This is a genomic window from Marinobacter sp. MIT932201, assembly GCF_047123295.1.
GTDB classification, from domain to species: Bacteria; Pseudomonadota; Gammaproteobacteria; order Pseudomonadales; family Oleiphilaceae; genus Marinobacter; species Marinobacter salsuginis.
Map to the genome: position 1 here is coordinate 438,524 of NZ_CP138917.1, position 25,631 is coordinate 464,154.

The 25,631-nt window shown below is 59.1% G+C and carries 27 protein-coding genes; 9 read left to right on the forward strand and 18 right to left on the reverse strand.

Features of this window, described 5'->3' with window-relative positions:
• The first annotated feature begins 3 nt into the window (after nt 1-3).
• Together SIC15_RS01975 and SIC15_RS01980 are read left to right on the forward strand one after the other, a co-directional pair.
• Nucleotides 4-813: an ABC transporter ATP-binding protein gene (locus tag SIC15_RS01975; RefSeq protein ID WP_069182732.1), complete on the forward strand. Its 810-nt coding sequence runs from the start codon at nt 4-6 to the stop codon at nt 811-813.
• The gene (locus tag SIC15_RS01980; protein ID WP_412536965.1) at nt 810-2,612 is read left to right on the forward strand and encodes an AMP-dependent synthetase/ligase; all 1,803 of its coding nucleotides are present in this window, start codon (nt 810-812) and stop codon (nt 2,610-2,612) included. Before SIC15_RS01975 ends, SIC15_RS01980 begins: the two co-directional genes overlap by 4 nt.
• 11 nt (nt 2,613-2,623) lie before the next feature.
• On the opposite strand, the gene SIC15_RS01985 is transcribed toward SIC15_RS01980, so the two are convergent.
• Both SIC15_RS01985 and SIC15_RS01990 read right to left on the reverse strand, forming a co-directional pair.
• Nucleotides 2,624-2,944, reverse strand: a complete 321-nt coding sequence (locus SIC15_RS01985) for a hypothetical protein (protein WP_412536966.1) — start codon at nt 2,942-2,944, stop codon at nt 2,624-2,626.
• Between the two features lie 91 nt (nt 2,945-3,035).
• Nucleotides 3,036-3,986 (reverse strand): hypothetical protein, encoded by a 951-nt coding sequence (locus tag SIC15_RS01990; RefSeq protein WP_412536967.1) that lies wholly within the window; start codon nt 3,984-3,986, stop codon nt 3,036-3,038.
• 241 nt (nt 3,987-4,227) lie between these two features.
• Between SIC15_RS01990 and SIC15_RS01995 the strand changes: the two genes are divergently transcribed.
• Nucleotides 4,228-4,515 carry a hypothetical protein gene (locus tag SIC15_RS01995; RefSeq protein ID WP_136629978.1) on the forward strand — a complete coding sequence of 96 codons (288 nt, stop codon included), beginning with the start codon at nt 4,228-4,230 and terminating at the stop codon, nt 4,513-4,515.
• A gap of 30 nt (nt 4,516-4,545) precedes the next feature.
• On the opposite strand, the gene SIC15_RS02000 is transcribed toward SIC15_RS01995, so the two are convergent.
• On the reverse strand, nt 4,546-4,932 hold the full coding sequence (locus SIC15_RS02000) for a hypothetical protein (protein ID WP_069182738.1): 387 nt from the start codon (nt 4,930-4,932) through the stop codon (nt 4,546-4,548).
• Nucleotides 4,933-5,102: 170 nt separating this feature from the next.
• Between SIC15_RS02000 and nei the strand changes: the two genes are divergently transcribed.
• A complete protein-coding gene (gene nei, locus SIC15_RS02005) occupies nt 5,103-5,945 on the forward strand; it encodes an endonuclease VIII (protein WP_412536968.1) in 843 nt (280 codons plus the stop codon).
• On the opposite strand, the gene SIC15_RS02010 is transcribed toward nei, so the two are convergent.
• The 3 genes from SIC15_RS02010 to SIC15_RS02020 are packed head-to-tail and all read right to left on the reverse strand — an operon-like array spanning nt 5,942 to nt 10,881.
• Complete coding sequence (locus SIC15_RS02010; RefSeq protein ID WP_412536969.1) at nt 5,942-6,931, reverse strand: L-threonylcarbamoyladenylate synthase; 990 nt, start codon at nt 6,929-6,931, stop codon at nt 5,942-5,944. The genes nei and SIC15_RS02010 overlap by 4 nt on opposite strands.
• Before the next feature lie 6 nt (nt 6,932-6,937).
• A complete protein-coding gene (locus SIC15_RS02015) occupies nt 6,938-9,307 on the reverse strand; it encodes a YbcC family protein (protein ID WP_412536970.1) in 2,370 nt (789 codons plus the stop codon).
• Nucleotides 9,307-10,881, reverse strand: a complete 1,575-nt coding sequence (locus tag SIC15_RS02020; protein WP_349343938.1) for an NADH-quinone oxidoreductase subunit L — start codon at nt 10,879-10,881, stop codon at nt 9,307-9,309. The genes SIC15_RS02015 and SIC15_RS02020 overlap by 1 nt, the downstream gene beginning before the upstream one ends.
• 255 nt (nt 10,882-11,136) lie before the next feature.
• Here SIC15_RS02020 and SIC15_RS02025 point away from each other — a divergent pair, with 255 nt between their 5' ends.
• On the forward strand, nt 11,137-11,691 hold the full coding sequence (locus SIC15_RS02025) for a hypothetical protein (RefSeq protein ID WP_412536971.1): 555 nt from the start codon (nt 11,137-11,139) through the stop codon (nt 11,689-11,691).
• A gap of 46 nt (nt 11,692-11,737) precedes the next feature.
• On the opposite strand, the gene SIC15_RS02030 is transcribed toward SIC15_RS02025, so the two are convergent.
• The 9 genes from SIC15_RS02030 to SIC15_RS02070 all read right to left on the reverse strand — a co-directional run bounded on the left by SIC15_RS02030 (nt 11,738) and on the right by SIC15_RS02070 (nt 19,132).
• The gene (locus SIC15_RS02030) at nt 11,738-11,977 is read right to left on the reverse strand and encodes a sulfurtransferase TusA family protein (protein WP_412536972.1); all 240 of its coding nucleotides are present in this window, start codon (nt 11,975-11,977) and stop codon (nt 11,738-11,740) included.
• Nucleotides 11,970-12,095: a hypothetical protein gene (locus SIC15_RS02035; RefSeq protein WP_264754179.1), complete on the reverse strand. Its 126-nt coding sequence runs from the start codon at nt 12,093-12,095 to the stop codon at nt 11,970-11,972. The genes SIC15_RS02030 and SIC15_RS02035 overlap by 8 nt, the downstream gene beginning before the upstream one ends.
• Nucleotides 12,092-13,264 (reverse strand): formate dehydrogenase subunit gamma, encoded by a 1,173-nt coding sequence (locus tag SIC15_RS02040; RefSeq protein WP_412536973.1) that lies wholly within the window; start codon nt 13,262-13,264, stop codon nt 12,092-12,094. The genes SIC15_RS02035 and SIC15_RS02040 overlap by 4 nt, the downstream gene beginning before the upstream one ends.
• 88 nt (nt 13,265-13,352) lie before the next feature.
• Nucleotides 13,353-13,961: a formate dehydrogenase FDH3 subunit beta gene (fdh3B, locus tag SIC15_RS02045; RefSeq protein ID WP_136629273.1), complete on the reverse strand. Its 609-nt coding sequence runs from the start codon at nt 13,959-13,961 to the stop codon at nt 13,353-13,355.
• A 15-nt stretch (nt 13,962-13,976) separates the two neighbouring features.
• Nucleotides 13,977-16,862 (reverse strand): formate dehydrogenase subunit alpha, encoded by a 2,886-nt coding sequence (locus SIC15_RS02050; protein WP_412536974.1) that lies wholly within the window; start codon nt 16,860-16,862, stop codon nt 13,977-13,979.
• Between the two features lie 91 nt (nt 16,863-16,953).
• Nucleotides 16,954-17,145 carry a twin-arginine translocation signal domain-containing protein gene (locus SIC15_RS02055; protein WP_069182751.1) on the reverse strand — a complete coding sequence of 64 codons (192 nt, stop codon included), beginning with the start codon at nt 17,143-17,145 and terminating at the stop codon, nt 16,954-16,956.
• Between the two features lie 40 nt (nt 17,146-17,185).
• Nucleotides 17,186-17,797 carry a molecular chaperone gene (locus SIC15_RS02060; RefSeq protein WP_136629270.1) on the reverse strand — a complete coding sequence of 204 codons (612 nt, stop codon included), beginning with the start codon at nt 17,795-17,797 and terminating at the stop codon, nt 17,186-17,188.
• Nucleotides 17,798-17,906: 109 nt separating this feature from the next.
• Nucleotides 17,907-18,554, reverse strand: a complete 648-nt coding sequence (locus SIC15_RS02065) for a DUF3306 domain-containing protein (RefSeq protein WP_412536975.1) — start codon at nt 18,552-18,554, stop codon at nt 17,907-17,909.
• A complete protein-coding gene (locus SIC15_RS02070) occupies nt 18,554-19,132 on the reverse strand; it encodes a DUF3305 domain-containing protein (RefSeq protein ID WP_069182754.1) in 579 nt (192 codons plus the stop codon). The genes SIC15_RS02065 and SIC15_RS02070 overlap by 1 nt, the downstream gene beginning before the upstream one ends.
• Nucleotides 19,133-19,274: 142 nt before the next feature.
• On the opposite strand from SIC15_RS02070, the gene SIC15_RS02075 reads away from it, so the two are divergent.
• The 4 genes from SIC15_RS02075 to SIC15_RS02090 are packed head-to-tail and all read left to right on the forward strand — an operon-like array spanning nt 19,275 to nt 23,296.
• Nucleotides 19,275-21,254 carry a 4Fe-4S binding protein gene (locus tag SIC15_RS02075; RefSeq protein WP_412536976.1) on the forward strand — a complete coding sequence of 660 codons (1,980 nt, stop codon included), beginning with the start codon at nt 19,275-19,277 and terminating at the stop codon, nt 21,252-21,254.
• A gap of 19 nt (nt 21,255-21,273) precedes the next feature.
• Complete coding sequence (locus SIC15_RS02080) at nt 21,274-22,119, forward strand: Mrp/NBP35 family ATP-binding protein (protein ID WP_136629940.1); 846 nt, start codon at nt 21,274-21,276, stop codon at nt 22,117-22,119.
• On the forward strand, nt 22,116-22,823 hold the full coding sequence (locus SIC15_RS02085; protein ID WP_412536977.1) for a biotin/lipoate--protein ligase family protein: 708 nt from the start codon (nt 22,116-22,118) through the stop codon (nt 22,821-22,823). Before SIC15_RS02080 ends, SIC15_RS02085 begins: the two co-directional genes overlap by 4 nt.
• Nucleotides 22,820-23,296, forward strand: coding sequence for a DUF6505 family protein (locus SIC15_RS02090; protein WP_136629941.1), 477 nt, complete (start codon nt 22,820-22,822; stop codon nt 23,294-23,296). The genes SIC15_RS02085 and SIC15_RS02090 overlap by 4 nt, the downstream gene beginning before the upstream one ends.
• On the opposite strand, the gene SIC15_RS02095 is transcribed toward SIC15_RS02090, so the two are convergent.
• Genes SIC15_RS02095 through mobA form a run of 3 tightly spaced genes read right to left on the reverse strand, consistent with a single transcriptional unit; the run spans nt 23,297 to nt 25,631 of the window.
• Nucleotides 23,297-24,544: a molybdopterin-binding protein gene (locus SIC15_RS02095; RefSeq protein ID WP_412536978.1), complete on the reverse strand. Its 1,248-nt coding sequence runs from the start codon at nt 24,542-24,544 to the stop codon at nt 23,297-23,299.
• On the reverse strand, nt 24,541-25,047 hold the full coding sequence (mobB, locus tag SIC15_RS02100; RefSeq protein WP_069182758.1) for a molybdopterin-guanine dinucleotide biosynthesis protein B: 507 nt from the start codon (nt 25,045-25,047) through the stop codon (nt 24,541-24,543). Before mobB ends, SIC15_RS02095 begins: the two co-directional genes overlap by 4 nt.
• Nucleotides 25,044-25,631, reverse strand: coding sequence for a molybdenum cofactor guanylyltransferase MobA (gene mobA / locus SIC15_RS02105; RefSeq protein WP_412536979.1), 588 nt, complete (start codon nt 25,629-25,631; stop codon nt 25,044-25,046). Before mobA ends, mobB begins: the two co-directional genes overlap by 4 nt.

The window sequence follows — 25,631 nt, forward strand, 5'->3', positions numbered from 1 at the left end:
TGTATGGAAGCCTTACTGGAAATCGATAATATCGAGGTGGTCTACAACAAGTCAGTGCAGGTCCTCCGGGGCCTGTCACTGCGGGTGCCGGAGGGGGCCATTGTGGCGCTCCTCGGCTCCAATGGTGCTGGTAAATCCACCACCCTCAAAAGCGTCTCGGGGCTGCTGACCCTGGAAGACGGGGAGGTCACGGCCGGCGAAGTACGCTTCAGGGGTAAGGATGTAAAAGGCGTTCCGCCGGAGCGGCTTGTGCGCGACGGACTCTTCCATGTCATGGAGGGTCGACGAGTCTTCGAGGACCTCACGGTGGAGGAAAATCTCATCGCCGCCACCTACGCGCTCAGTGGCAGTAAGCCTTCCCTGAGTGACAGCTACGAGTTGGTTTATAACTATTTCCCGAGATTGAAGGAGCGCCGTAAGCAGCTGGCCGGTTATCTCTCAGGCGGCGAGCAGCAGATGCTGGCCCTGGGTCGGGCGCTGATTGCACAGCCGGACCTGATCATGCTGGATGAGCCCTCGCTTGGTCTGGCGCCGCTGCTGGTGGAAGAGATATTTACCATCGTGGCCAGAATCAACCGGGAGCAGGGCACTGCCATCCTTCTGGTGGAACAGAACGCCGCAGTGTCACTGGCAATCGCATCCTACGGTTACATCATGGAAAACGGCAAGATCGTGATCGACGGCCCGGCGGACAAACTCACGGCCAATGAAGATGTTCAGGAATTCTATCTGGGTGTGGGTGGCAAGGAAGGTGAGGCCCGCAGTTATCGAGACATCAAGCACTACAAACGCCGTAAACGGTGGCTTTCATGACAATGCCTTCCATCCCTGACCTGACGCTGACCCAGATGCTACGGGCCCATGCCCGGGAGCGCCCGGACGCCCTGGCCCTGCGCCAGAAGGACTTCGGTATCTGGCAGGCCTATTCCTGGCAGGATTATTACCGGCGGGCCCGGCACTTTGGGCTGGGGCTTCGTGCCATGGGGCTCGAGCCAGGTGGCCATGTGGCCATTATCTCGGAAAACCGGGTGGAGTGGGTCATCGGCCAGATGGGCATCGGCCTGGTGCAGGGCATCTGTGTCGGGGTCTATCCCACCAGTCCCTGGAACGAGGTGGCCTATGTTCTTGAGCACAGCGACGCGGAGTTCGTGATCTGCGAAGACCAGGAACAGACTGACAAGGTGCTGGAAGCCTGGCCAGAACTTCCCAAACTGAAGCACTGCATTGCCATCGATATGAAAGGCCTGCGCTACTACCCGGAGCCGCCGGCAGCGTTCGAGGATATCGAGGCCAGGGGCCGGGAATTCGAAAAGCAACATCCCGGGTTGGTGGATGAACTGCTGGACAGCCAGCAAATGGATGACACCGCCCTGATGATCTATACATCCGGATCCACTGGTCGACCGAAAGGGGCGATGATCAGTTGGCACAATCTGCACGCCGCGGCGCCGGGGCTCATCAAGCTTTTACAGGCCGATGAACATGGGTCCACTCTTTCTTACCTGCCCCTGTGCCATGTGGCCGAACAGGCATTTACCAATATTGCTCCGGTTTATGTGGGCAGTACGGTCAGCTTCGGTGAGAGCCTGCGGACCATTCAGGAGGATCTGCGCGAGATAGCCCCGACCTTTTTCCTGGGCGTGCCGAGGATCTGGGAGAAACTGCACTCGTCCATCTACATCAAGATTCAGGAGACAGGGCGATTGCGGCAGGCATTGTTCAACTGGGCGATTAGGGTGTGTTCACCCATGGCCACCAAACCTCGCTCAGCGTGGAGCCTGAAGGAGAAATGCCTGTACGGCATCAGCTACTGGCTGGTGTTGCGTGCATTGCAGAATTTTATCGGCCTGCGCCGATGCAGCATTGCCCTCACCGGGGCGGCTCCTATATCAACGGGCATACTGGAGTTCTTCCGGACCATCGGCATTCCCCTGGTAGAGGTTTATGGCCAGACGGAGAGCACCGGCGTTGCCACGGCGCAACCCGTTGATGACGTGCGCTTGGGAACGGTGGGTGTCGCTGTGTCCGGGGTTGAGGTAAAACTCGGCGAACACAACGAGATCATCATGCGTGGTGGCAGCATGTTCAAAGGCTATTACAAGAACGACGAGGCCACCGCCTCAACCCTGAAAGACGGCTGGCTGCACACCGGCGACGTGGGTGAATGGCGGGATGGCCAGCTCAAGATTGTCGACCGCCTGAAAGACATCATGATTACCGCCGGCGGCAAGAACCTGTCACCGACGGAAATCGAGAACACCATCAAGGCCAGCCCCTACATCAAGGAATGCATTGTGATCGGTGAGGCCAGAAAGTACGTGTCTGCGCTGATCCAGATTGATTTCGATACGGTGGCCAAGTGGGCAGAGCAGGAGCGGATTGCCTACACCACCTTCCGGAGCCTGACCGAACAGCCACAGGTGAATGAACTCATACAGGCCGAGGTGAACAAGGGCAACGAGCAGTTACCGCAGGTGGCGCAGATCAAGCGTTTCCATTTGCTGACCAAGGAGTTGGACCACGACGACGACGAGGTGACAGCGACCATGAAAGTCCGCCGCAGCAATATCTACGAGAAATACACCGAAGTAATCGAGTCGCTTTACGCCTGATGGGAAGGCGCCTAGAAACGGGCGCCTTCTTCCACCCGGATACGTTCCATGTGCTGGGTCAGGGCGGCATTGAGTACCGCCAGAACCAGGAACAGCAGGATGCCCTTGGGGACCAGAGCATGGATTTCAGGGTTGGGTGCGGTGCTGGCGGTTACCAGGATCAGGCCCAGGATATTGCGGGCCAGACGCAGGGTGAGCATGGCGCACAGATACCCGGACTGAAACGCCGATTGCGCGCCCTTGAGCAAACGGCCGAAAGCCGGCATCAGGTGCACGGTGTTGAGCAACAGAACAGAAAAGATGATTAACTGAACAACACTTAAAATGGTCATGACCAGAGACTACCAAACGACTCAGCTGGTTAAAAAACGGGCCGAATTATCCCCGATTGGGCAAATTTAATCCAGTTCAGGGTCCGGTTGCTTAATAACTGCTGTTCAGAAGGTCGTGATAGTCGCTTCGAAATCGTTGGAAACTCAGATAGTTATTTCGGTGGTCCACCAAACCTGCAGAATTGAACGCTTCCACAAAGGCCCGGGACTCTCCGGTGCTGACCTCGCCGTAGAAACCGCCGTCCCAGTCCAGCAACTGCACCATTTCCAGCAATACCGTCATCGCCAGGGCGCCGTTGGCTTTTTCCAGGTACCGGTACGCCAGTCCGTAATGCTCGAAGCGATACGGTGTGTTTGCAGCGTCGGCGGCGGAGATATCCCAGAGGGGGTCGTAGTCATAGTGCTGATACACCGGAGCAACGGTCTCCCCTGCTGCAACGACGGCCTGTCCCTCCGCGAACCAGTAGGGCAAAAGGCTGTAACCCGCATCATACCGGGACAGGTTTTCCTGGACGAAATGGGCCAGCTCGTGGGCAACAAACTGGCCGGTCTCATGGGGCCACTGACCGTAATACGGGTTGAACGCCACGGCGGCCATTGAGGCCGACACAAACTCAGTGTGTGGCACCTCTGGGCTGAGGCAGCCGATAACCTGTCTGGGATAGGGAACTGCCGCGCTGCGGTCCTCGACAAAATCGGGCCAACGCAACTGGAACCGACTCAGCACACCGTCGACCCTGCGTTCAAGCTCCGACGCGGCAGCCCGGAACGAGGTCTCGCTGTAGGCCGGTGAGCCATAGACCCGCACCCGGCCGCTGTGGGTTTCGAAATACAGAGGTTCGTTCCGACAGGCCTCAGTGTCTCTGCCCAGTGCCCAGGAGCTCGTGGGGTAGTGCCGGCCGGTATCCCGTGCGTCATAGAAGAGCCCGGATACAAAGCCATCGGAATCCGGGTAATGGAGACTGTCAGAGGTAGTGACCTTGCAACCGGTCAACGTCAGCACAAGAACACTGAGTACCAGCGTGGCTTTACTGGTTGTCATAAGAGACTCCCGAAACGATCCTGTTGTCCAGAATGATCGCAGGGTTTTCGTGGAGGCTCCGTCAACGGGGTGTAAAAATCAGGTAAAGCGAGCTAGCTCCTGGGTCGTCGCAGCGAAGAAAGTCATAGCGATTAACTGTTCGACGACATCACCGGCGTTGAGATCCGGGCAGCTTGCGTTTCCGGGCTCATTTCTTGAGGATGTGCCGTGACACTCGCCAACGAAGCAAAGGAGGCATTACATGTCATTGAAAGACGAACTGATCAGAAAGGCGGAAACGCAGCTGGAGGAATGGGAAAAGCAAGCCGATTCCCTGAAAGCCAAGGCGAAAGCGAAGGAAGCCGAAGCCGAGAACGAGAAGGCGAGCGCCGATATCCAGCAGAGTGCATCGGACGCGCTGCGCTCGGTAGAGAACAAGATCTCGGATGGCCGTAAAAAACTGGATGAGCTCAAGCAGAGCGGTGAAGACAACATCGACAGCCTGCGCAAGCAGCTCTCCGATCTGGTTGGGCCTGACGATAAACGCTAGGCCGCCCCTCTGCGGAACGCCGGGCTGCTTTTACTGGAATTGGGTATAGCAGCGCTGCCGTTTCGTCTGCCAGTCCCGCCATTGGGGCTCCCGGTGGTGGAGCTGGTAACGTTCCATCACCGCCATAAACCTGCCCATGTAGTCGCATTGACCGGATGTCGGCAGCCACTCGCCGGGACCACGTCCGTTCCGCAGAACACTGTCAGGCTGACTCAATCTGATCTGGTTCTCCGGGTCGCTCAGAAAGCGTTCTTTCTGCGAGGTTGGCCACTTATCGGCTCCACGCTTTTCGGCAAATGCCAGGGGTACCACCTGAGTCGAGGCCCAGCTTTCCGAAGCAGCCGGGTCCTCCCGTGTCACCGCAGCCAACACAATCAGGATCGCTGCGATCAGTAATGCCAGCCTGGTGTCCTTCATGCCTCACCTTGTTCGTGCGTTAAATACACCAGAACCTACGAGCAGGATGGGCAAAGGGCTTACCTCGATCCGGGCAAAACTTTGTGACCAGGCAACTCTGAATCGCCGGTCTCAACGTACGGTTAAGCTCACCTGTGATGCACACAGACCGGTCAGCAGCGGAGACGAGTATGCCCGAGGGTCCTGAAATACGGCGCATGGTGGATGACATTCACAAGGCCGTTGGCGGCAAGGCAGCGCAATCGGTATTTTTTGCCTTTGAACACCTGAAGCCTTTCGAAAGCGCTCTTCGGGGGCGCAGAGTTGAGAGGGTGGAAGCGCGAAGTAAAGCCGTGTTGGTGTTCTTTGAGGCCACGGACGAAGACGGCCCATGGTGCGTTTACAGCCATAACCAGCTGTATGGCAAGTGGCGCATGGGCAAATCCGATCGGGAGCCGAGCACCAATCGGCAACTGAGATTTGCGATTATAGGATCGAAGAAAGCCGCCCGGTTATACAGTGCGTCCGATATCCAGCTGGTTCGGCCCGACGAATTAAGTGCGGTGCCCTATCTGTCCCGACTTGGACCAGACCCTCTCAATCAGGATGTCAGTGTCGATCAGCTTCTGGCGGTGTTTGACGACAGGCGTTTCCGGGGCCGCAACCTGGGTGGCTTGCTGCTGGACCAGGGCTTCGTTGCCGGTATTGGTAATTACCTTCGCTCGGAAATCCTCTTTGAGGCTCGTATCTCACCGAAGGCCCGCCCTCGCGATCTCGATGTCGATCAGCAGGTGAGATTGGCCGAGGCGTTTTTGACACTGGTGCAGCGGACCTACCGGTTGAAGGGCGTCACCAATTCGCCCGAGCGGGCAGAGCGGCTAAAACAGGAAGGATGGACGTTCGGTCAGCGCCGGCACATGGTGTTTAACCGCGATGGCCAACGCTGCCACGATTGCGCGTCGCCGCTTGTCAAAACCATGATGGCCAGCCGGCGGCTGTACTATTGCCCCGGGTGCCAGGGTGTGCCCGCTTAACCGAACTGTTCGGTACAGGCCCGTCCCAGCCGATCGTGGACGGCCAGCCACCGGCTTTCCCTTGGCGGAAGCTCGATGACGATTCGATCGACATTCGCCTGGTCCATTGAGTGCATCGCGGTGTAGAGCATGCGGGCATACTCGTTCGGATCGGCGCTGAGCATGATGGACTCGGAGGCCAACTCGCCCGGTGCTGACTGCCACCAGATCACGCCAATCCTTTCGCCTGACGGCGTGATTTCTGGTAGAAGCCGCGCGAATTGATCCGTTGCTACGCCAACGGTGTGCGTGACCGGCTGGTAGTGGCGCTTTACGCTTCCCGGTACCACCTGGCTGGCGCCTTTGCCCGGTGCCAGTGTGATTCCGAGGCAGGCTTCGATGTCGCTCTGGCTGATCTGCCCCGGTCGCGCGATGACCGGGGTTTCGCCGGTCAGGTCGACAATGGTGGATTCAATGCCCACCGAACAGTCGCCACCATCCAGAACCGCCGCGATTTTCCCGGATAACCCCCCGAGCACGTGCTCTGCGGTAGTCGGACTGATCCGGCCATAGGGATTGGCGGATGGGGCTACCAGATCCCGACCAAGCTTCTCCATGGTTGCCACCGTGGCCGGGTGCGCCGGCATCCTGACCGCCACGCCGGGATTGCCGCCGGTGATGAAATCGCTGACGTCGCTTTTCTTTGGAAGTAGCAACGTGAGCGGCCCTGGCCAGAAGGTGTTGATCAGCTTTTCGGCCGCCTCTGGCACCCGATCGACCCAGTATCTGATGCGTTCGGGCGAGGCTACGTGCACGATCAGCGGATGTCCGACAGGGCGCTGCTTCGCCTCAAACACTTTTCTGACCGCCTGTTCGTTGCTGGCATCGGCCGCCAGTCCATACACAGTTTCGGTTGGCATAGCCACGAGGTGGCCGGCAAGAAGCAGCGAGGCGGCTTTCTCGATGTCAGTCGTTTGTGTTGCGTCTAGTTTGATGGTTTCGGGCATAGGGTCTCACGGGTTGCTGGTCGGGCTGACCGCAATGGCTTGCCATTGATTCTTGTAAAAACGCTCGATCGAGGTTTGCTCATCGTCAATCCGGAACAGATACAGCCAGTCGTTGTCGATGAGGTCCTGAACGACCTGGTGCTTCTGGGCAATCTCGGCAATGGCTTCTTTCGGTGCGGCCAGATACACGCTCAAGCGGAGGGGTTCGTGAACCCAGCGTTCGCCATCGTGTACGGACTGCAGCGGCAAACCGATCCGCAGATCACCGCCGTTTCCTTCAAACACACCCAGGTGACCGCCAACCACGTTGTGCAGCACTTTATTGCCGCTGCCGTAATGCAGGTTGTCGGTGACCGACATGAAGTACTGCAGGTTGATCCAGTGGGTGACCACCATGGGCGCCGTCATGATCAGCTCGAGAATCTTGAATCCTTCATCGTTCTGCCAGCGATAATCGTGCAGGAAGCTGCGTCCACCAAGATCCAGGTGCCGGGTGGCCGAGCGAGGCGCCACGATAAAGCTGGCGTTGCCGGCCAGGCCCCATTCCGGGCGTACTTCGGACCAGTCCTGGCTGCGTTTTCTGATGGCGCTGTCTACGTCGTTCTCGCTTGCGACCCCCAGACGAACGGCGCGTTCGCGACGGGCCTGGGCTCCAGCCTTGGCCAGGAATTTCCGGATGTCGTCGGGAACCTCACCGGCGCACTCGACCTCGTCGGTGGTGGTGTTATGCAGTGCTCCCACGAAGCGGGTTTCGGGAGGAATCGAGAGGCCCTGTTCCGCCAGGGCCGCACGCACGTTCTTGTCGTTCAGTATGTCGGCAAGCACACGAACATTCACCGAGCCGGTCTGGCCGCCGCAGGCGCCACAGTCCAGGCCGGCGGCGTGGGGGTTGTTGCGGGTGCTGCTGCCGTGCCCAACCAGCAATACTGTGGGGGCAAACCGGTCGGTCAGGGTCATGGCCCTGAGGATACCGCCAGCCAGTTCCGCTTTCTCTTCAGCTCCCAAAAGGGCGCCATTCTGGCGGATCTCGAAGTTGGTATGTCCTTTATGGAGCTGGTCCACCGGCTTGGCTGATGATTTGCCGAAGAAGGTCTTGCGCACCATGCGTCCCAGACCGGCCAGCCCCATGCTCTCGATAAAGCTGAAACTGGCCGGCCCCGCGTTGGAAAACTGTGACCAGTGGGTATGGTTAGCCAACGATTGCTGGCTGAAGCGGCCGGAGGATTCGGCCTCTGTGACCTCAAGCGCGGGTGCCAGCAGTCCCGGCAGTTGGGGCCGGGAAAATTCAGTGCCCTTGGGGCGATACGAAATCGGCAGCCCGAAGAAACCGGCGAACCCGAGTGTCTGGATCGCAGGGTCCTGGGCTTCCAGTGCACGGCGAAAGACCTCCGAGCGAACATCAATGCAGAATGCGGCCTGCAGTTTGAGGGGCTCGTCGTCCGGCAACGGTTTTTCCGGCTTTGACAGAAGCTTGTCAGCCAGCTGTGACTGATAGGCGGCCTCCGCTTCTCTCAGTTGGTGCCAACCTGTGGTTTGAGACTGCTCATGGATTTCCTGCATTTCCGGCCAGGCGTCCCACTGTTTCAGCCAGTCCCGTTTCAGCTCAGCGAAGATGGCGCCGCCAACGTGCTGGACATGCCGCCAGATGGCCAGCTCCCAGGCCAGCCGGATGGCCAGAAGGCCCGGGAGAAGGTCCTCCTCGCTGCCACGCAGCCGTGCCTGCCAGCGCAGGTAAGCGGCCCAGGATGACCACCCGTTGATATCCAACAGCAGCGCGTGGGCATAATCGGCAGTGTAGGAGGGTTGCGCCGCGAGAGCGTTGAAAGCGTCGGTGATCAGTTTTTCATGATCATCGGGCAGAACCTGAAATTGGGAAGGCAGGGATGGTTCTTCCATAACAATGGCAATGCCACGGTCCGCGCGGGTCATCTCCAGCCAGCTGTGATACAGATCCTGTGCATCCGCTTTGAAATCTCCCGCATCGAGGCGCTGGAAGTAGTCGCCGCAGAACTGGCTGATCTGGTGTACAACCTCATCCTGCCAACCCACGTGATGAGCGGTATCGCGGTTGCGATCCAGTTGCGCGCTGAGGTTCTGCCAGTGCTCCGGCATGCTGGCGGTCTCGGCGGCGACTACGCCATTACCCTGATGATCAAGCGCTGCCTGATTCTGGCAGCAGGTGCCATTGAGTGCCGCCATACGAGAGGCGACTCTGGAAAAGGGCAAGTCCCGCATTTCCCAGAACGGGTTGACCGCGATCATCTGGTCCAGGGGCCAGGACGGTGCGATTCGCCGGCAGGCATCCGAGACAGCTGCCTGCCAATCCGGTGTCTGTCTGTTCTGTTCAATCGATGGATCGAGTTGCCTTGCTTGCATTATGCAGACTCCCTGGAACCGGAAGTTGAAGAAACGCTGACCATGGCCCTGGGACGCACCACATCAGGCAGTTTTGCTGGCCAGATTTTCAGGGTCAGGCGTGTGGACCACTCATCAAGGTAGCCCGCGGCAAACAGAAATCGGTAGAGCCTGGCGCCTGCGGAGGTGAACCGGTGATAGCGGATCTGGTAATAGCCGCGCACGAGCAGAGCGATAAGAACAGCGACAAACCCCACGGCTTCCAGGCCCGCCTGACTATCGGGTGGTGTCAGCACCAGACCAAAGAAGGTTTTCTGCAGCCAGTACAACGCCCAGAAAACCGCTCCAAGGAGTAAGCCCCTGCCAAGGGTAAGAACGCCGCCTGATGCAGACAGGAACTCTGAAAGCAGAATCGTCAACGCGATGCCCGGCACGACCCATGAAAACAGATCCGCCGGCGCTGACTCGTTGGCCAGGAAAATCGTCGGCAGCATAAACAGGGCCGCAAAAGAAGCAGCTGTTAGCCACTGCCGCGGCCCGGGCTCGTTGATCGCAACCAGTCGTTTCTTCATCGACAACTCAACCGTGTTGCCGGCATTGAGGAAGGTGTGGGCTTTGTAGGCGGAATGGGCCACCAGGTGCAGGAGTGCCAGCTCGTATAGACCCAGAGCGCATTCAACCAGCATCCAGCCCATCTGGGCGCAAGTCGACCAGGCCAGTTTCACCTTGATGGAAATGCGCGTCATCATGACAAGGCTGGCAAAGACCGCCGTGGGGCCCGCTACCAACAGCAAAAGCCATTGTGCAGCGCTTGCCTGGACAATCAGAGGCGCCATCAGAATCATCAGGAAACCACCCAGGTTCACAACGCCAGCGTGAAGCAGGGCGGAGACCGGCGTGGGCGATTCAACCACCTGGATCAACCAACCGTGGAAAGGCATTTGCGCGCATTTGAAGAGGGCCGCCGCCGCCATCAGGATCGCGGCAGCGTGCGCTGCGGCGGGCAATTCTGGTGACGCTGAAACCTGTGCCAGGATTCGATCAATGAACGGCGTGTCGTACTGAACATAAAGCAGTAGGAACCCCGCGCCCAGGCAGAGCTCCGCAATGCGCGCAAAAATGAACTTCTTGTGGGCGGCGAGGGCGGCACGCGGACGATCGGGGAAAAACATCAACAACTGATGCAGGCTGATGCTGATGGCGATCCAACTGATGAGGAACACCAGCAAATGGTTGGTGATCGCGATGAAGGCAACACTGGCAAGGATCACCTGCAGCCAGACCATAAAGCTGCGCTGGCCCGGATCCCCCGCAAGATACCGTTCCGAGAAACGCCCCAGCACCATTCCCAGCAGAGTGATCAGCAACAACATGATAGAGGCCAGTGGCCCGTGGCTGAACCAGACGCCAGCTACGGGCCACAACCAACTTGTAATGGCGGCGGCCACAGCGGAAACGAAGGCGAGTTTGAAGGTCAGCGATCGTACGAGAAGGTTGTTCGGTTTGGTTGCAAACCCCGTCGCCACGGCCCCGGCGCCGTAAAGCAGCGGGACCAGCAGGTAGAACAAGGATTCGATCGCCTGAACGTCGAACATGTGAGGGCCTCGGAATCAAACGTGTGTGTACGCGTAGTATCCGAAAGTTTTTATGTGAACAAAAATATATATATCCGATCGAAGCGTTCTAAAATTAAGAACAGTTTGCCTGCGGTTTGTAAAACCTTTCTTCAAACACCATCTTTTGGCCTCGTTAAAAGAGACAGCCACCGGGGGTTGGCGGCAGTAACCCGGTCGCCGTTCCTCGAAAAGGCGTTTTAGCAGTGAAAACCGGAAAAGACCGAGGCAAAAGAAGTGGATCGTGAAAACAAGGGGGCATTCCTGGCTCGAAGGAAAAAGCACTCCACATTGACGGCCGGGCTATACCATCCCACGCCCGAAGCCATGATGACCGAATACTGGGGTGTGTTCGTGGATAATACGCCATACATCCTACTGCTATCTGACAACCAGCGGAGCGCTCGCGAGAAAGCTGAGCGGCTGGCCAAATCTGCCAATTTCCGGACGCTCCTTGAAGCAACGCTGACAGCCTGCAAGGCAATCGAAGCGAGGGCCGTCGACGGACGCACGGTGAATTGGGGGGAGCAACTCACCGTGATCAGCGCCAGTCGCTCTGGCGATGTGGAAACGGGGACCAGGGAAATCGGCGAGATCAGGGCAATCCTGATGCCCGGTTGTCATCAGGCCATAGCGGATACCCTCTGCATAGACACCACCCTCGCGACCATCATTGATGCGGATTTTCCCCAGGTGTCAGATTTTGAAGAGTTGCCAGAACTGTCCGAGCGTGATGTGCAGATGTCGCTGGGGAATCTGGAGGCCCGCAAACATCCCCGTGGGGGCCATTAAAGATGCGTTCTTTCTACGAGCTTGAGGTGTCTTCCGAAATCGGCCATCAGGCGAGGCGAATTCGATAGCGGGTAACGCCGTGGCTTTCTTCCCGAGTCCACTCAATCCGGTGGCCAGTGATCTTACACAGGGCTTGCAGGTCTTTGCGGCCGGTGGGGTCGTCCGCCAGAAAATCTACCTGTGTACCGCTGGGCAGGTCTTTGATCCGTTTTTTGAAGCGCAGGACGGGAAGGGGGCATACCAGACCGACGGCGTCGATCTGGTATACCTCAGACTGATCAGTCAAGGCGAACGCTCTCGGCGCTGGTTTGTGCGGCCGACGACCAGCCAAACTGGTTAAGCACCAGCGGTGCCGCCGTAGCAATCAGCAGAGCTGCGACAAACGCGGAAATCATGACCTTCACGATGATCCTCCTTTGCCTTGTTTGGCCTCAACTTCAGCTACCCACAGGTCGTGGTGCTGGCGAGCCCACTCGAGATCAACCTGCCCGTTGCCCATGGCGTCGAACGCGCCTTCCATACCGACGGAGCCGATGTAGATATGGGCAATGATGGCCAGCATCATCACAAACGCCACAATCGAGTGCCAGATGTTCGCGTATTGCATCTCTTCATGGGGCGCGAGATCGGTCGGGAAGCTGGTTCCCAGAACGCTGTTGATCACCGCGAATGTGTCGGCAAACATCGGCATCTGGAACGGAAACAGAAGGGACAGTCCGGACAGGGAAACCGAGAAACCCAGCACCATGACGGCCCAGAAGACGATTTTCTGACCGGCGTTGAATTTCTTCGCTGATGGATGGGACTTGGTGAATATACCGCCACCCGCCTTGAGCCACTGCCAATCCAGCTTGTTAGGGATGTTGTGGACCACCCACATGCAGAAGGTCAGTACCAGCCCCAGCATAAAGGCCCAGGCGATATTGTTGTGAAGCCATTTGGAGCCGGTGGCCAGCGTCGAAAAGGCGTCCAGTCCGATCACCGGGATCAGAAACGTTCGCCCCATCAGGGTGATCAGCCCAGTCAGAGCCAGTGCGATGAACGAGCCGGCCAGCAACCAGTGACCAAAGCGCTCGACAGCCTTGAACCGCTCAATGGTGGTACCCGCAGGCCCGCCATCAATCATGATTCTGCCTCGAACGAAATAGAACACCACCAGTAGGCCGATGATCACGAGCAGTGCGCCACCACCATAGGTGATCACGGGACCTTCGCGCAGCTTGTACCAGGCAATGCCTTCATCCTGAATCATCACGCCATTGGCGGGACCGGGTGACTGAACGGTGGGATCGATCTTGTTGTAGCGAACCGAGCGCCAGATGTCTGCGTCAGAGCGCCCTCCCAGGGTACCCAACGCTCCGGTGATCGGCGCCGCATTGGCGGGATTGCCCAGGTTTTCGGACCGAAAGGATTCGTCGACCTTCAATTGTTCCTGACGGCGCATGATGTCTTCGAGGGTTTGAGCGCCACCTGTCGAGGAGCGATCAACGGTCGGGGCCTCTTGCGCCCAGACAGGATTGAACAACAGAGCTGCCAGTGCGAGGACGGCGACACTCAATAGTCTTGCTTTCATGAGAGCACTCCAACGGAATAAACAAGAAGGAATCGTTGCCGCAAAGCATTCCGGGACCCCCGAAAGGCCCCGGAACCCTCATGCGAACTCACGCACCCTTCTTCTCGTAAGCTGTGCCCCACCCCCAGGCGCCGGAACCGAATCCCCGGTTCACCACGCGCTGGCGATAGATGTCCGCCACCTCGTTGCCGTCACCGGCCAACAAGGCTTTGGTCGAGCACATTTCCGCACAGAGTGGCAATTTGCCCTCTGCAATACGGTTGCGGCCGTACTTCTGGAATTCGGCCTGGGAATTGTCTTCTTCCGGACCGCCCGCACAGAATGTGCATTTGTCCATCTTGCCCCGGCTGCCGAAGTTGCCCGCCTGCGGGAACTGGGGCGCGCCGAATGGGCAGGCATAGAAGCAGTATCCACAACCGATACACAGATCCTTGGAGTGCAATACGATCCCGTCCTCGGTCTGGTAGAAGACATCCACCGGACAGACGGCCATGCAAGGCGCGTCTGAGCAGTGCATGCAGGCTACCGAGATCGAACGCTCGCCGGGGGTACCATCTTCGATGGTCACCACGCGGCGACGGTTAATGCCCCAGGGAACCTCATTCTCGTTCTTACAGGCCGTTACGCAGGCATTGCATTCGATGCAGCGTTCGGCGTCGCAAAGAAATTTTGCGCGTGCTTGTCCTTCAAGTGCCATGGTCTACACCTCTTGTTATGCCGGCTTAATCGCACACAGGGTTGCCTTGGTCTCTTGCATCTGCGTGACCGAGTCATACCCGTATGTCTGAACCGTGTTAGTGGATTCACCCAGAACGATTGGGTCGGCGCCCTTGGGATACTTGTCCCTCAGGTCTTTGCCCTGGTAGTGCCCGCCGAAGTGGAAGGGCATAAAGGCAACGCCTTCACCCACACGTTCCGTCACCATGGCCTTGACCTTGATCTTGGCTCCTTCTGGACCATGAACCCAGACGTCGTGACCGTCACGGATGTTCAGATTGTTGGCGTCGCGGGGGTTTACCTCGATGAACATCTCCTGCTGAAGTTCCGCCAGCCAGGGGTTCGAGCGGGTTTCGTCACCACCACCCTCGTACTCAACCAGACGGCCGGAGGTGAGGATCATCGGGAACTCCTTGCTGAAGTCCTTCTGCTGGATTGACTCATAAAGGGTCGGCACCCGCCAGAAGGTCTTGTCTTCGTAGGTCGGATAGTCGGGGACCAGATCACGGCGGCTGGTGTACAGCGGTTCGCGATGCAGCGGTATCGGATCCGGGAAGTTCCAGACAACGGCGCGCGCTTTGGCGTTACCGAACGGAGCGCACTCGTGCTTGATTGCCACTCGCTGGATGCCGCCGGAGAGATCGGTTTTCCAGTTGGTGGAGGGGCCCGCCACTGCTTCGATGCTGGCTCGCTCCTCGGCGGTGAGGTCACCATCCCAGCCCAGATCCATCAGCATCTGCATGGTGAATTCGGGGTAGCCGTCCTTGATCTCGGAGTTCTTCGAGTAGACGCCTTCCGCCAGCAGGTTTTCGCCATCACGTTCGACACCAAAGCGGGCCCGGAACGTAAGGCCGCCTTGGGAAACCGGCAACGACATATCATACAGATTGGCGGTGCCCGGATGGTTCATCTCCGGTGTCCCCCAGGAAGGCCATGGCAGGCCATAGAAATCCCCATCACAAGGTCCACCAACTGCACGCAGGGTAGTCTTGTCGAAGTGGTGCTGGTACTTCATGTGTTTCTTGAGGCGTTCCGGGGACTGGCCGGTGTAACCGATGGTCCACATACCCCTGTTGAACTCGCGGGTAATGTCTTCAATCGACGGCTCATCGCCGTTGATGGCGATGTTGCGGAACATACGATCGGTGAAACCGAACTTGTCCGCGAACAGCTTAATGATTTCATGGTCGACCTTGGAGTCGAACAGCGGTTCAATCACCTTTTCCCGCCACTGAAGTGAGCGGTTGGAAGCGGTTACCGAGCCGTAAGTCTCGAACTGGGTCGTGGTGGGCAGCAGGTAAGCGCCCTCCTTACGATCATGCAGCACCGCAGAGACGGTCGGGAAGGGATCGACAACGACCAGCAGGTCGAGCTTTTCCATGGCTTCCTTCATTTCCGTCATCCGGGTCTGGGAGTTGGGCGCGTGGCCCCACAGCACCATGGCACGGGTGTTATCGGGCTGCTCGAGGTTTTCCTTGGCTTCCAGAACACCGTCGATCCAGCGGGAGACCGGAATGCCCTTCTCGTTCATCATGGCCCGGGACTTGCCGTCTTTATCCCAAACTGCAAAGCGGCCCTTCAGCCAGTCGAGGTCCTCTTCCCAGACTCGAGCCCAGTGGGCCCAGGAACCAGCAGACAGTCCGTAATAGCCCGGCAGTGTATCGGCGAGCACGCCGAGGTCGGTAGCGCCCTGAACGTTGTCGTGACCGCGGAAGATGTTGGTGCCGCCGCCGGCTACGCCCATGTTGCCGAGTGCCAGCTGCAAAATGCAGTAAGCGCGCGTATTGTTGTTACCATTAGAGTGCTGGGTGCCCCCCATGCACCAGATGACGGTGCCCGGGCGGTTATTCGCCAGGGTGCGGGCGACGCGCTCAAGCTGTCCGCCCGGCGCACCGGTGACCCGCTCGACCTCTTCCGGGTTCCAGCGTTTCACTTCTTCACGGATATCGTCCATGCCCCATACCCGGGTGCGGATGAACTCCTTGTCTTCCCAGCCGTTCTCGAAGATGTGCCAGAGAATGCCCCACACCAGCGCAACGTCTGAGCCCGGACGGAAACGTACAAATTCGTCGGCATGGGCTGCTGTGCGGGTGAAGCGCGGATCGCAGACGATCAGCGGAGCGTTATTCTCTTCCTTCGCCTTCAGCACGTGCAACAGCGATACCGGGTGCGCTTCCGCGGGGTTGCCTCCAATGATGAAAATCGCCTTGGACTTGTGGATGTCGTTGTAGGAGTTGGTCATCGCACCGTAGCCCCAGGTGTTGGCTACGCCGGCAACCGTGGTCGAGTGACAGATACGGGCCTGGTGATCAACGTTGTTGGTGCCCCAGTAGCCGGCAAACTTCCGGAACAGGTAAGCCTGCTCGTTGTTGAACTTGGCGCTGCCGAGCCAGTAAACGGAATCGGGACCACTCTCCTCACGGATTTGCAGCATCTTGTCGCCGATTTCGTTGATGGCCTGGTCCCAGGGAATCTTCTGCCACTGGCCGTTGACCATCTTCATGGGGCTCTTCAGACGGCGCTCGCCGTGAGCGTGCTCCCGAACGGATGCGCCCTTGGCGCAGTGGGCGCCCATGTTGAAGGGGCTGTCCCAGCCGGGTTCCTGGCCGGTCCAGACGCCATTTTGTACTTCCGCTTCGACGGTACAGCCGACCGAGCAGTGCGTACAGACGGATTTCTTGACGACTACTTCACCGCCACCGGTGGCTGGAGCTGCAGCTTCAACCCGACCCGATGTCAGCGACAGTGCCGCCAGACCACCCACTGCCACGCCAGACGTTGTCAGGAATTGACGACGATCCAGAGTCTTGGCAGCGAGCGAAGAAAGCAAAGAGCCTGCACGGGGGCCTTTCGCTACCCCGTTGGTCTTCTTCCTTAACATGTCGTATACCTCTCTCTTTTATTATTCTCGTTTTTCCGGAAAGCTCAGTCTCTCAAGGGCCTTTCGCAACCTTGATCAACTCAGACCACCGTTAAAAGCGAGCCGATTCGAAATATTTACGTGTGTGTTCGGTATCACGTAATCCGCGGCTTTTCGGCGCGTCTGTTCTGACGACCTCGGCTGCGGCGTTCGGTGCAACCGTCACTGCCACCGCAGCTGGAGCTGCGAAAGCGGCCATTTTCAGGAAATGGCGACGGCTGTTTTCACGCTTCGGGTTGTCCATTGGACACCTCCCCCTGGGTTAAGGAACCTGTCGGTCCCGGTTACTGAATTGCAAAGGCTTCGGCTTCCACTGCCATGAAGGCCCGGCCAAGCGAGCCCACCGGCGCATAGAAGATGGCACTTTGCGCTTCTTCCAAGTCGGTAAAAAACAGTTCAGCCCACTTCGCCAAATGGGCATCAAAAAAAGCTTTCTGAGAGGCCACACCGCTGTCGCAGGGAAATTCGCCGGTGATAATCCCGGCCATGATTTCGCACAGGGTGCAGATGTGGTCTTCCGGTTCCTTGACGTCGCTGCGGGCTTTAATACCACGTGACCTCAAATCGCTCCTGAGCTCGGCCAGGGGCTTTTCGTTGAGGAAGCCGGTGAGGTAGTAGCTGGCATAGGGAAGGAGCTCACCGCGGCCCAGACCGACGAACAGGTTGTTGAACTCCCGCTCGAGATCGTAGGGGTTGGTGCGCTCTGCGAGCTTGGCCAGGTTCTTCGAGGCGGTGCCCAGTGGCGTGTCGTCGCCCTGCAGCGAGGACAGGCCTTGCAGCAATTCCGCCGAGGGTGGTCGGTCAAGCAGGACACCCAGCAGCTGATAGATTTGGGCCCGCGCTCTATCTTCGTCAGTGATTGAGCGCGGGCACTGGATTTCGGCCGTGTCAGTCAAGTCGTTTTCCTTCTAATTATTATGTGCGCTCTCTCACACTATCTTAGTACACAATCAAGAATAGTGGGGTAAGCCACGTTTATTTCGCCAATAGGTGAAATGTATTCTGCTAATCGTCAAAACGCATGCGAGGGCGGAATCGCGGTTCCGGCACCTCTTCTGATTGACTGTTCTCCGGTTGTGCGGGCACTCGGTTGGTCAGCTCCGCCTGCTCGGTATGGTCGTCCTGCTCAATGGCTGCCTGTTCATCCTCATGCCCGTCAGCTTGCGCCTGCCCGGTGACCGTGGATTCGGCATCGGTCGGGGAGGGTTGGGCCAACGACTGTACAGGTTCATCAATGACATCCGCCGCCTTCTTGGCTTTATCCACCAGCCCTTCGCCGACCCGATAGAGTGATTTCACGGTTTGCCCGGCCGTCGACGCCAGGGTGTAATCCTCGTCGTAGTCATTCAGCCCATCGAGTACCGCCAGCACCGGGTTGGATTTCCAGAGGCTTCTCAGGGCCTTTCGGCGCAGGAACTCCGGTATTTCCTTGCGCATGAAACCGGTGATGTCCGTTCCGATCTCAATGGACGACGGATCAGGCAGTCCGTACTTCTCCAGAAGCTCCGGTTCTGACAGGCCCTCGTTAATGGCGAGTTCCTGTTCCTCCGGGGCCGGTTCGATTTGCTCCGGCACCGGAGGCGGCGTGGGTTCTACCGTTCTGTTGGCTTCGGCCTTTTTGCGCGCCCAGCGCTGCCAGCGTGATTCGACCATTACTGTAACCTGGGTTTCTTGATGTTGGCGGGAGCCCGGTATACGTCGCTTTCCTGCCGGATTCGTGGATCACCCTTGGCGTCTTCCACCGCGTCCACGCGCACCTCATCCCGGCGCCGTTTCTTGAACGGCTCCTCGATGTAATGCATGTCGACAAATTCCTTGATCCAGGCGGCCAGGGATTCCGGGATGGGGACGGCTTCAACAATGCTTTCGCCGCTGTCCAGGGAATCCAGAGCCTCGTGGGCGCTGGCGGTAACGGTGCTGACCGCCCAGCCTGAGGGCGACTGGCCGGTGACGTCACGGTCCAGGATGATCCAGACGGAAGGCGTGCTCATGTTGAGGGAGACGAGATAACCTTCGACATCGGCACGGAACAGCTCCATAGTGACCGTGCCGGCGTGGTAATCGACCACCTCGCCCTCGCGTACCAGTTCTTTCCAGAAGGCGTCCGGTGCCCCGGGGATGACAGCAACAGGTTTCCAGACGTGTTTCGCCCACCGCGTTACCCCCGGCGATCGGCGAACAACGGCACCCACCTGCAATGCTCGTTTCCAGTGATCGGTTCTACTGCTCATGATGTGTCTCTTTTTGTTATAGATAAAAGCTAGCAGGGCTCCAACAATTATCCAATTGTCCGAAAGTAGATGGCTGTGGCATGCTCGAAATAAGAGAGTGATTCGTATATGTATAACAACAACGAACAGAGTAAAGTTCCTGATGACATCAAAAAAATCTCTATTGCTGTGCACCTGCGACAAGAGCCAGGGCTTCAATTCCGAGGCCCTTCAGGCGGTTGCGGGTGCCGAGCAGGTCGTCGCGGTAGACCAGCTGTGCGGCAACGATATGAAAGTCGCAGCCGAGCACCTGGGCGCCAGCAACGACGTGCTTATCGCCTGTGGCCAGCAGGCAGCGCTGTTCGAGCGCCTGGCCGAGGACATTCACGCCGAGATCCAGCATGTAGCGCCACTGCACACCATCGATATACGTGACCGGGCGGGTTGGAGTTCTGCCGATGCCAACCCCAAGCGGTTGGAAGCCAAACAGGCGGCCCTGGTGGCCGCAGCCCAGTTGCCGGGGCCCACCGCCCCGGCTAAAACCATCCAGTCCAACGGCGTCTGTTGCATCGTGGGCCCCACCGAGCAAGCCATCCGCATGGCCGGGTTGGTACAGGATGAGCTGGGCGTTACCTGTGTGGTCAACGATGCCGGCCCCATCCAGTTGCCATCGGCCGCCTACGACGTGGCCAAGGGTCAACTGACTAGCGCTTATGGCGCCCTCGGCAACTTCAAGCTGGAGTTCGCCGGGTTGCAGACCCTGCATCCGGCCGGTCGGGGTGAGCTGGGTTACACGCCGGCGCAGACAACGGCTCGCAGTGAGTGCGACGTGTTTATTGATCTGCGCGGTGGCGCGCCGGCCTTCCCCAGCCACGAGAAGCGCAATGGGTATTTCTGGGCCGATCCGAACAAAGCCGGCGAGCTGGAACGCATTGCCCTCACAGCCAGGGAAATGGTGGGCGAGTTCGAAAAAACCGTCTTTTTCCGGCTGGAAGAGTCCCTGTGTGCCCATTCCCGGGCTAACAAGCCGGGCTGTACCCGGTGCCTGGACGTTTGCCCCACGGAAGCGATCTTCTCTGCCGGCGACCACATCCAGATCGATTCTGACATCTGCGCAGGTTGTGGCTCATGCGCGGCGGTTTGCCCCACATCCGCAGTCACCATGAACGAAACGCCCTACGAGGCTATAGTCAAAGTCATGGACGTGATGGCGAAGACCTATCGCGAGCAGACCCACGAATCGCCACGCCTGGTATTCCATACCTTGGGCGCCGGCTCGGAAGCCATCACCTACCTGGCTCGCTACGACGATGGCCTGGCCGACGATCTGATCCCACTCGGACTGGAACATGTGGACCGTATTGGCCACGCCGAGATCATGGCGGCGTTCGGTGCCGGTTATGCCGAAGTGCTGATTCTGGCAGACAACGAACTGGATCGTCGGGCCCTGGCGGCCGAAGTAGAACTGGCCCAGGCCATGCTCAAAGGCACCCATAACTCGCCAAGCCGGGTTCGGGTGATTGATGCCATCGAGTTGTCCGCGCCGGGCGACAACGCGGGACGGGTCAGCGAGCCGGTGCTGCTGGTGGGCGGCCGTCGCGACATTACCCGGGTGACCGCCACAGCCATGGCGGAGAAGGTGGACGAGCCGATCCCGCTGCCGAAGGGTGCGCCATACGGTGCCATCGAGATTGATTCAGACAAATGCACTCTGTGCCTTGCCTGCGTTTCCCTGTGCCCCACCGGCGCACTGGGGGATCATCCGGACCGGCCGGAAGTGCAGTTCACCGAGAACGCCTGTGTGCAGTGTGGTATCTGCGACAGCACCTGCCCCGAAACGGCGATTACGCTCAAGCCGCAGCTGGATCTGTCAAAGGCCGCGCTCAGCCCGAGGGCTTTGCATGGCGAAGAACCGTTCGAGTGCATCCAGTGCGGCAAACCGTTTGGTGTGGCCAGTACCATCAACCGGATTGTAGCCAAGCTGGAAAATCAGCACTGGATGTACACCAAATCTGATAATGTCCAGCTCATCAAGATGTGCGACGACTGTCGGGTGAAAGCGCAGTTCCATGGCGACACGGCGCCCATGGCTGGCGCCGCCAGACCCAGGGTTCGTACCAGTGATGACTACCGGGACAATTGATTGATAGACAGGAATTTCCATGGTCCAGTACACCGAAGTAGGAAAAAGTAACCTGATTGGCACCGATGCGCCCCGGCCACAGGACAAGAACCCCAGGGGCGTGGATCGTATTATTGCGGTTGCCTCAGGCAAGGGCGGGGTGGGGAAATCCACCGTGTCCTCCAATCTGGCCGTGGCCATGGCGTCCAAGGGCCTGAAAGTCGGCCTGCTGGATGCCGACGTCTATGGCCCCAGCCAGCCGAGGATGCTGGGTGTGTCGGGCCGACCTTCCAGCCCGGACGGCAACACCATCCTTCCGCTTCGCAACCACGGCGTGACCCTTATGTCACTCGGGCTGATGACCTCCGAAGAGGAAGCCATTGTCTGGCGCGGACCCATGCTGATGGGCGCTCTGCAGCAAATGATGAACCAGGTGGACTGGGGAAGGCTGGACGTGTTGCTGGTGGATCTGCCGCCGGGCACGGGCGATGTCCAGATGACCCTGAGCCAGAAGTTTTTCGTGGCCGGCGCCATCGTGGTGTCGACGCCCCAGGACATTGCCCTGATGGATGCACGCAAAGGCATCGACATGTTCAAGCGCATGGACGTGCCATTGTTCGGCTTGGTGGAGAACATGGCTTCTTTCATCTGCGATGGCTGCGGCAAGGAGCATCATCCCTTCGGCCACGGTGGTGCCCGGGCTGAGGCCGAGAAGCTGGGGGCACCGTTCCTCGGTGAAATTCCTCTGGATCTCGATATCAGGATCGGCTCCGATGGCGGGGTGCCCATTGTGGTGTCCAAGCCCGACAGTCCGCAGGCCCAGGCTTTCCAAAGACTGGCCGATGAAATCATTGCCTCTGAACAATACGCCCGGGCCGTCCAATGATCATCGAGTCTCCCCGTTTCCCACCGCTACTGAGCGGCGAGGTTGTGCCCCCGCATACGGATCCTTTCGATAAGGCCGTCAGCCGCGCCATCGCCGGCGTGGATTCCGGCACCATTTTCTATTCCGAGGCCGTGGATACTCTACGGGCGGCACTGGTGCTGGCGCCCGAGACGCCGTTGGAAGAGGCCATTCAGGCGGTGTACGTGGCCCAGATTGGCCTCGCCGAGAGCCTCGGGGCCCTGGCGCCGCCCGAGGTGCCGGTGCAGTTCCAGTGGCCTGACCGCATCAAGGTCAACGGGGCCCTGTGTGGCAGCGTCAGGTTTGCGGCCGATGTGTCCGACCCCAAAGAAACGCCGAACTGGCTGGTGATCGGTATCGTGGTGCCCTTCACCCATCCTGGCGGCGAGCCGGGTGAAATGCCGGATCAGACATGTCTGTACGAAGAGGGCTGTGTAGAGATAATGCCCATGGCGTTGCTGGAGAGCTGGTCCAAACATACGCTGTTATGGCTGACTTATTTTCTGGACAGCGGGTTCGAGCGGGTCCACAACGAATGGCGTCCGCGCTGCGACACCATTGGAAAGCGCATTGAGGAACCCAGAGCCGGCCTGTTCGTGGGTCTGGATGAAAAGGGGCGCATGCTGTTGCGCCAGGATGTGATGACCGAAACTGTTAGCCTGATTGATTATGCGGAGCACCTATGAAACTGGCCCGAACCCTGAGACTGGACATTTCCGATGAAAACGTCTTCGAGCGGCCGGCACCCAGTGGGGAGTGGGCCATTTCCGGCGGCTTCGAGTTTTCCAACTGGACGGAGGCGGACCTGACAGGCAAAGCCCGGCAAGCCTTCACCAATGGGTGGTACAGCATTGAGTCGGGTGGTCGTGCCAGCTTTGTTGGCGTGTGCGACATTACCGAGCCGGAGCTGGAGCGGCTTCGCCAGACGCTCGCGCAGACTTTTGTGGAGATCTATGGCGCGCCGGATATCGAGGCGGCTTACCCGGTGGCCTGTGAAGAAATCGACCAGATGCGCAGTATGTGCGAGGACTTTGAGGACAACACCCTGCTGATGGTCAGCCGCACACTGACCGATCTGGGCGTTGAGGAAACCTACCGCTCCCGTGGCCCGCAGGATGCCTCACTGGAGGCCTTTGCGGTCCACGGCAGCGTTGACTGATTACAGGCCGAAGCTACCGTAGGGAATAAACCGGACGGGGGTGCCGGGCTCGATCTGCTGGGCGCTCTCATCCAGTTCCACCAGACCCTCGGACCAGGCCAGACCGGTCACCCGGCCAGAGCCTTCCGACCCGAATACCTCGACCTTCCCATCGCGAACCCGTGCCCGCAGCATCTCGCTGCGCCCGGGTTTTTTGTTCTTCGAGAAGTCAGCCGGCATGGTATACGCTTGGGGCTCGAACCATTCGGCCCCTGCCAACAATGCCATGGCAGGCGCACCAAACCTCAGCGCACAGACCCAGGCTGCCACCGGATTACCCGGCAGACCGACTACCGGCGTGCCCCGGAACATGGCAAGCGCCAGAGGACGGCCGGGTTTGATGGCAATGCGCCAGTTACTGATGTCACCGTGTTCTTTCAGGGTTTTCGACACATGATCCTCGTCGCCGGCGGACACGCCGCCGCTGGTCAGGATCAGGTCACACTGCTCCGCGCCCCGCTCCAAGGCTGCCTTGACCTCCTCGGCCCGGTCCAGCACATGGCCAAGATCCACGAGTTCGTAGCCGAGTTGTGATACCAGGGCACTGAGCATAGGGCGATTGGCGTCATAGATCTGCCAGTCTGTGACGGGTGCGCCCACCGGCTTTACCTCATCACCGGTGGACAGCACGCCCACCCTTAGCCGCTGATAAACATCAACGGCTTCCACGCCCACGCTGGCAAGCACTGAAATCTGGGTCGGACTGAGCCGCGTTCCGGCAGTGAGGATCCGGTCCTCGACTTTGATGTCTTCACCGGCTTTGCGGGCATTGGCGCCTGCTTTTAGCGTACCGTTCAGATGCAACCGGCCATCCCGGACTTCGCAGTCTTCCTCCAGAACCACAGTATCCGTGCCGGCGGGAATAACCGCGCCTGTCAGAATCCGGATTGCGTATCCCTTGGGTACCTGCCCCATGTAAGGCTCACCGGCGGCGCTGCGGCCATCCACCAGAGGCAGGGTGCAGGGCACGTCCGTTAACGGCCCGGCAAGAGCATAGCCATCCACGGCGGAATTGGTGCTTGGGGGATGAGCCCGAGGCGCATAGACATCACTTGCCAGGATTCGGTCGTTCACCTGTGACAGCGGAACCTCACGCTCCACCTCCACCACGGGATGCAACCTTGAACGCAACCGCTCAAGGGCTTCTTCGACCGGCGTCCAGTTCACGCCCGGGGGAAGGGCAAAACAGTCATTGCGAAGCGGCTTCATGACTCTCTCGCTGGTGGCTGTACATGATCAATAATAAAATCGGCAATGCCGGTGACGTCATTGATATCGAACAAAGGCCCGGAAAAATCGGCGGCATAGTCGCTGGCAACGGCGATGATGTTGGCGTCTTCCCGGTAAAGGGGCGATCGGCCCGATTCCTGCCGGTGTACTTCAATCTTCGGGTGCGCGTGGGTTTTGTAACCCTCTACCACGACCCAGTCGCAGGGCGACAGGCGGGCCAGCAAATCCTCCAGTGAGGGCTCACCTGCGCCCCGCAGCTCGTGCATGATGGCAATGCGCTGGCCCCCGGCCAGAATCACTTCGCGGGCACCGGCTTCACGGTGTTTGTAACTGTCCGTTCCGGGCTGATCCACGTCCACCATGTGGTGGGCGTGCTTGATCGAGCTGACCGTTAAACCCCGGCCGGAAAGTTCGCGAATCAGAGCGGCTGCCAGTGTGGTCTTGCCGGAGTTTTTCCAGCCTACGATGCCTATAACGTTCACTTCAGATGCTGCTCCGCCCAGGCCAGATCGTCCGGGGTGTTGATGTTGAAAAAATCGCCCTCGTCAAAAACCACCAGAGTTTCGCCCTGGGCCTGTGTCCACTGGCGGATCTTGCGTACGCCCTCGTTCAGGGCGGCTCTCAGATCGTCCCTCAAAGCGACCCGCCAGCGCCCGAAGGTCGGCTGTGGCAGTCGGCCGCGCTCTGGGTCTGGCGTGGCTGCCAGCACCACCGGGGTATCATGTTCCGCCAGTCTGGCAGCCAGATCCCTGGGAAAGGACGGTGTGTCGGCGGCCACGCTGATGAGCCATTCGTGGCCCTGTTCGGCGGCCCAGTCCATGCCCGCGAGTACGCCGGCAAGCGGGCCGGGGAAGCCTTCGATGGAGTCCGCCACCACCGGCAGATCCAGGTCGTCGAACCGGCTTAAATCCCCGTTGGCATTCAATACCACGGCATCGACCTGCGGGGTGATCCGTTCGATTACCCGCTGGATCAACGACTGGTCGCCGAGCATGAGCCTGCCTTTGTCGCCACCACCCATGCGGGTTGCCTGGCCGCCGGCCAGGATAACTGCACATTGGCTCAT

Coding starts and splice junctions, on each gene's coding strand:
- fdh3B (WP_136629273.1), bottom strand. CDS start 13,961: ATGGCACTTGAAGGACAAGCACGCGCAAAATTTCTTTGCGACGCCGAA.
- SIC15_RS02095 (WP_412536978.1), bottom strand. CDS start 24,544: ATGAAGCCGCTTCGCAATGACTGTTTTGCCCTTCCCCCGGGCGTGAAC.
- SIC15_RS02020 (WP_349343938.1), bottom strand. CDS start 10,881: ATGTTCGACGTTCAGGCGATCGAATCCTTGTTCTACCTGCTGGTCCCG.
- SIC15_RS02075 (WP_412536976.1), top strand. CDS start 19,275: ATGACATCAAAAAAATCTCTATTGCTGTGCACCTGCGACAAGAGCCAG.
- SIC15_RS01980 (WP_412536965.1), top strand. CDS start 810: ATGACAATGCCTTCCATCCCTGACCTGACGCTGACCCAGATGCTACGG.
- SIC15_RS02085 (WP_412536977.1), top strand. CDS start 22,116: ATGATCATCGAGTCTCCCCGTTTCCCACCGCTACTGAGCGGCGAGGTT.
- SIC15_RS02050 (WP_412536974.1), bottom strand. CDS start 16,862: ATGTTAAGGAAGAAGACCAACGGGGTAGCGAAAGGCCCCCGTGCAGGC.
- SIC15_RS01975 (WP_069182732.1), top strand. CDS start 4: ATGGAAGCCTTACTGGAAATCGATAATATCGAGGTGGTCTACAACAAG.
- SIC15_RS02090 (WP_136629941.1), top strand. CDS start 22,820: ATGAAACTGGCCCGAACCCTGAGACTGGACATTTCCGATGAAAACGTC.
- SIC15_RS02065 (WP_412536975.1), bottom strand. CDS start 18,554: ATGGTCGAATCACGCTGGCAGCGCTGGGCGCGCAAAAAGGCCGAAGCC.
- mobA (WP_412536979.1), bottom strand. CDS start 25,631: ATGAGCCAATGTGCAGTTATCCTGGCCGGCGGCCAGGCAACCCGCATG.
- SIC15_RS01990 (WP_412536967.1), bottom strand. CDS start 3,986: ATGACAACCAGTAAAGCCACGCTGGTACTCAGTGTTCTTGTGCTGACG.
- nei (WP_412536968.1), top strand. CDS start 5,103: ATGCCCGAGGGTCCTGAAATACGGCGCATGGTGGATGACATTCACAAG.
- SIC15_RS02055 (WP_069182751.1), bottom strand. CDS start 17,145: ATGGACAACCCGAAGCGTGAAAACAGCCGTCGCCATTTCCTGAAAATG.
- SIC15_RS02010 (WP_412536969.1), bottom strand. CDS start 6,931: ATGCCCGAAACCATCAAACTAGACGCAACACAAACGACTGACATCGAG.
- SIC15_RS01995 (WP_136629978.1), top strand. CDS start 4,228: ATGTCATTGAAAGACGAACTGATCAGAAAGGCGGAAACGCAGCTGGAG.
- SIC15_RS02000 (WP_069182738.1), bottom strand. CDS start 4,932: ATGAAGGACACCAGGCTGGCATTACTGATCGCAGCGATCCTGATTGTG.
- SIC15_RS02015 (WP_412536970.1), bottom strand. CDS start 9,307: ATGCAAGCAAGGCAACTCGATCCATCGATTGAACAGAACAGACAGACA.
- SIC15_RS02080 (WP_136629940.1), top strand. CDS start 21,274: ATGGTCCAGTACACCGAAGTAGGAAAAAGTAACCTGATTGGCACCGAT.
- SIC15_RS01985 (WP_412536966.1), bottom strand. CDS start 2,944: ATGACCATTTTAAGTGTTGTTCAGTTAATCATCTTTTCTGTTCTGTTG.
- SIC15_RS02070 (WP_069182754.1), bottom strand. CDS start 19,132: ATGAGCAGTAGAACCGATCACTGGAAACGAGCATTGCAGGTGGGTGCC.
- SIC15_RS02040 (WP_412536973.1), bottom strand. CDS start 13,264: ATGAAAGCAAGACTATTGAGTGTCGCCGTCCTCGCACTGGCAGCTCTG.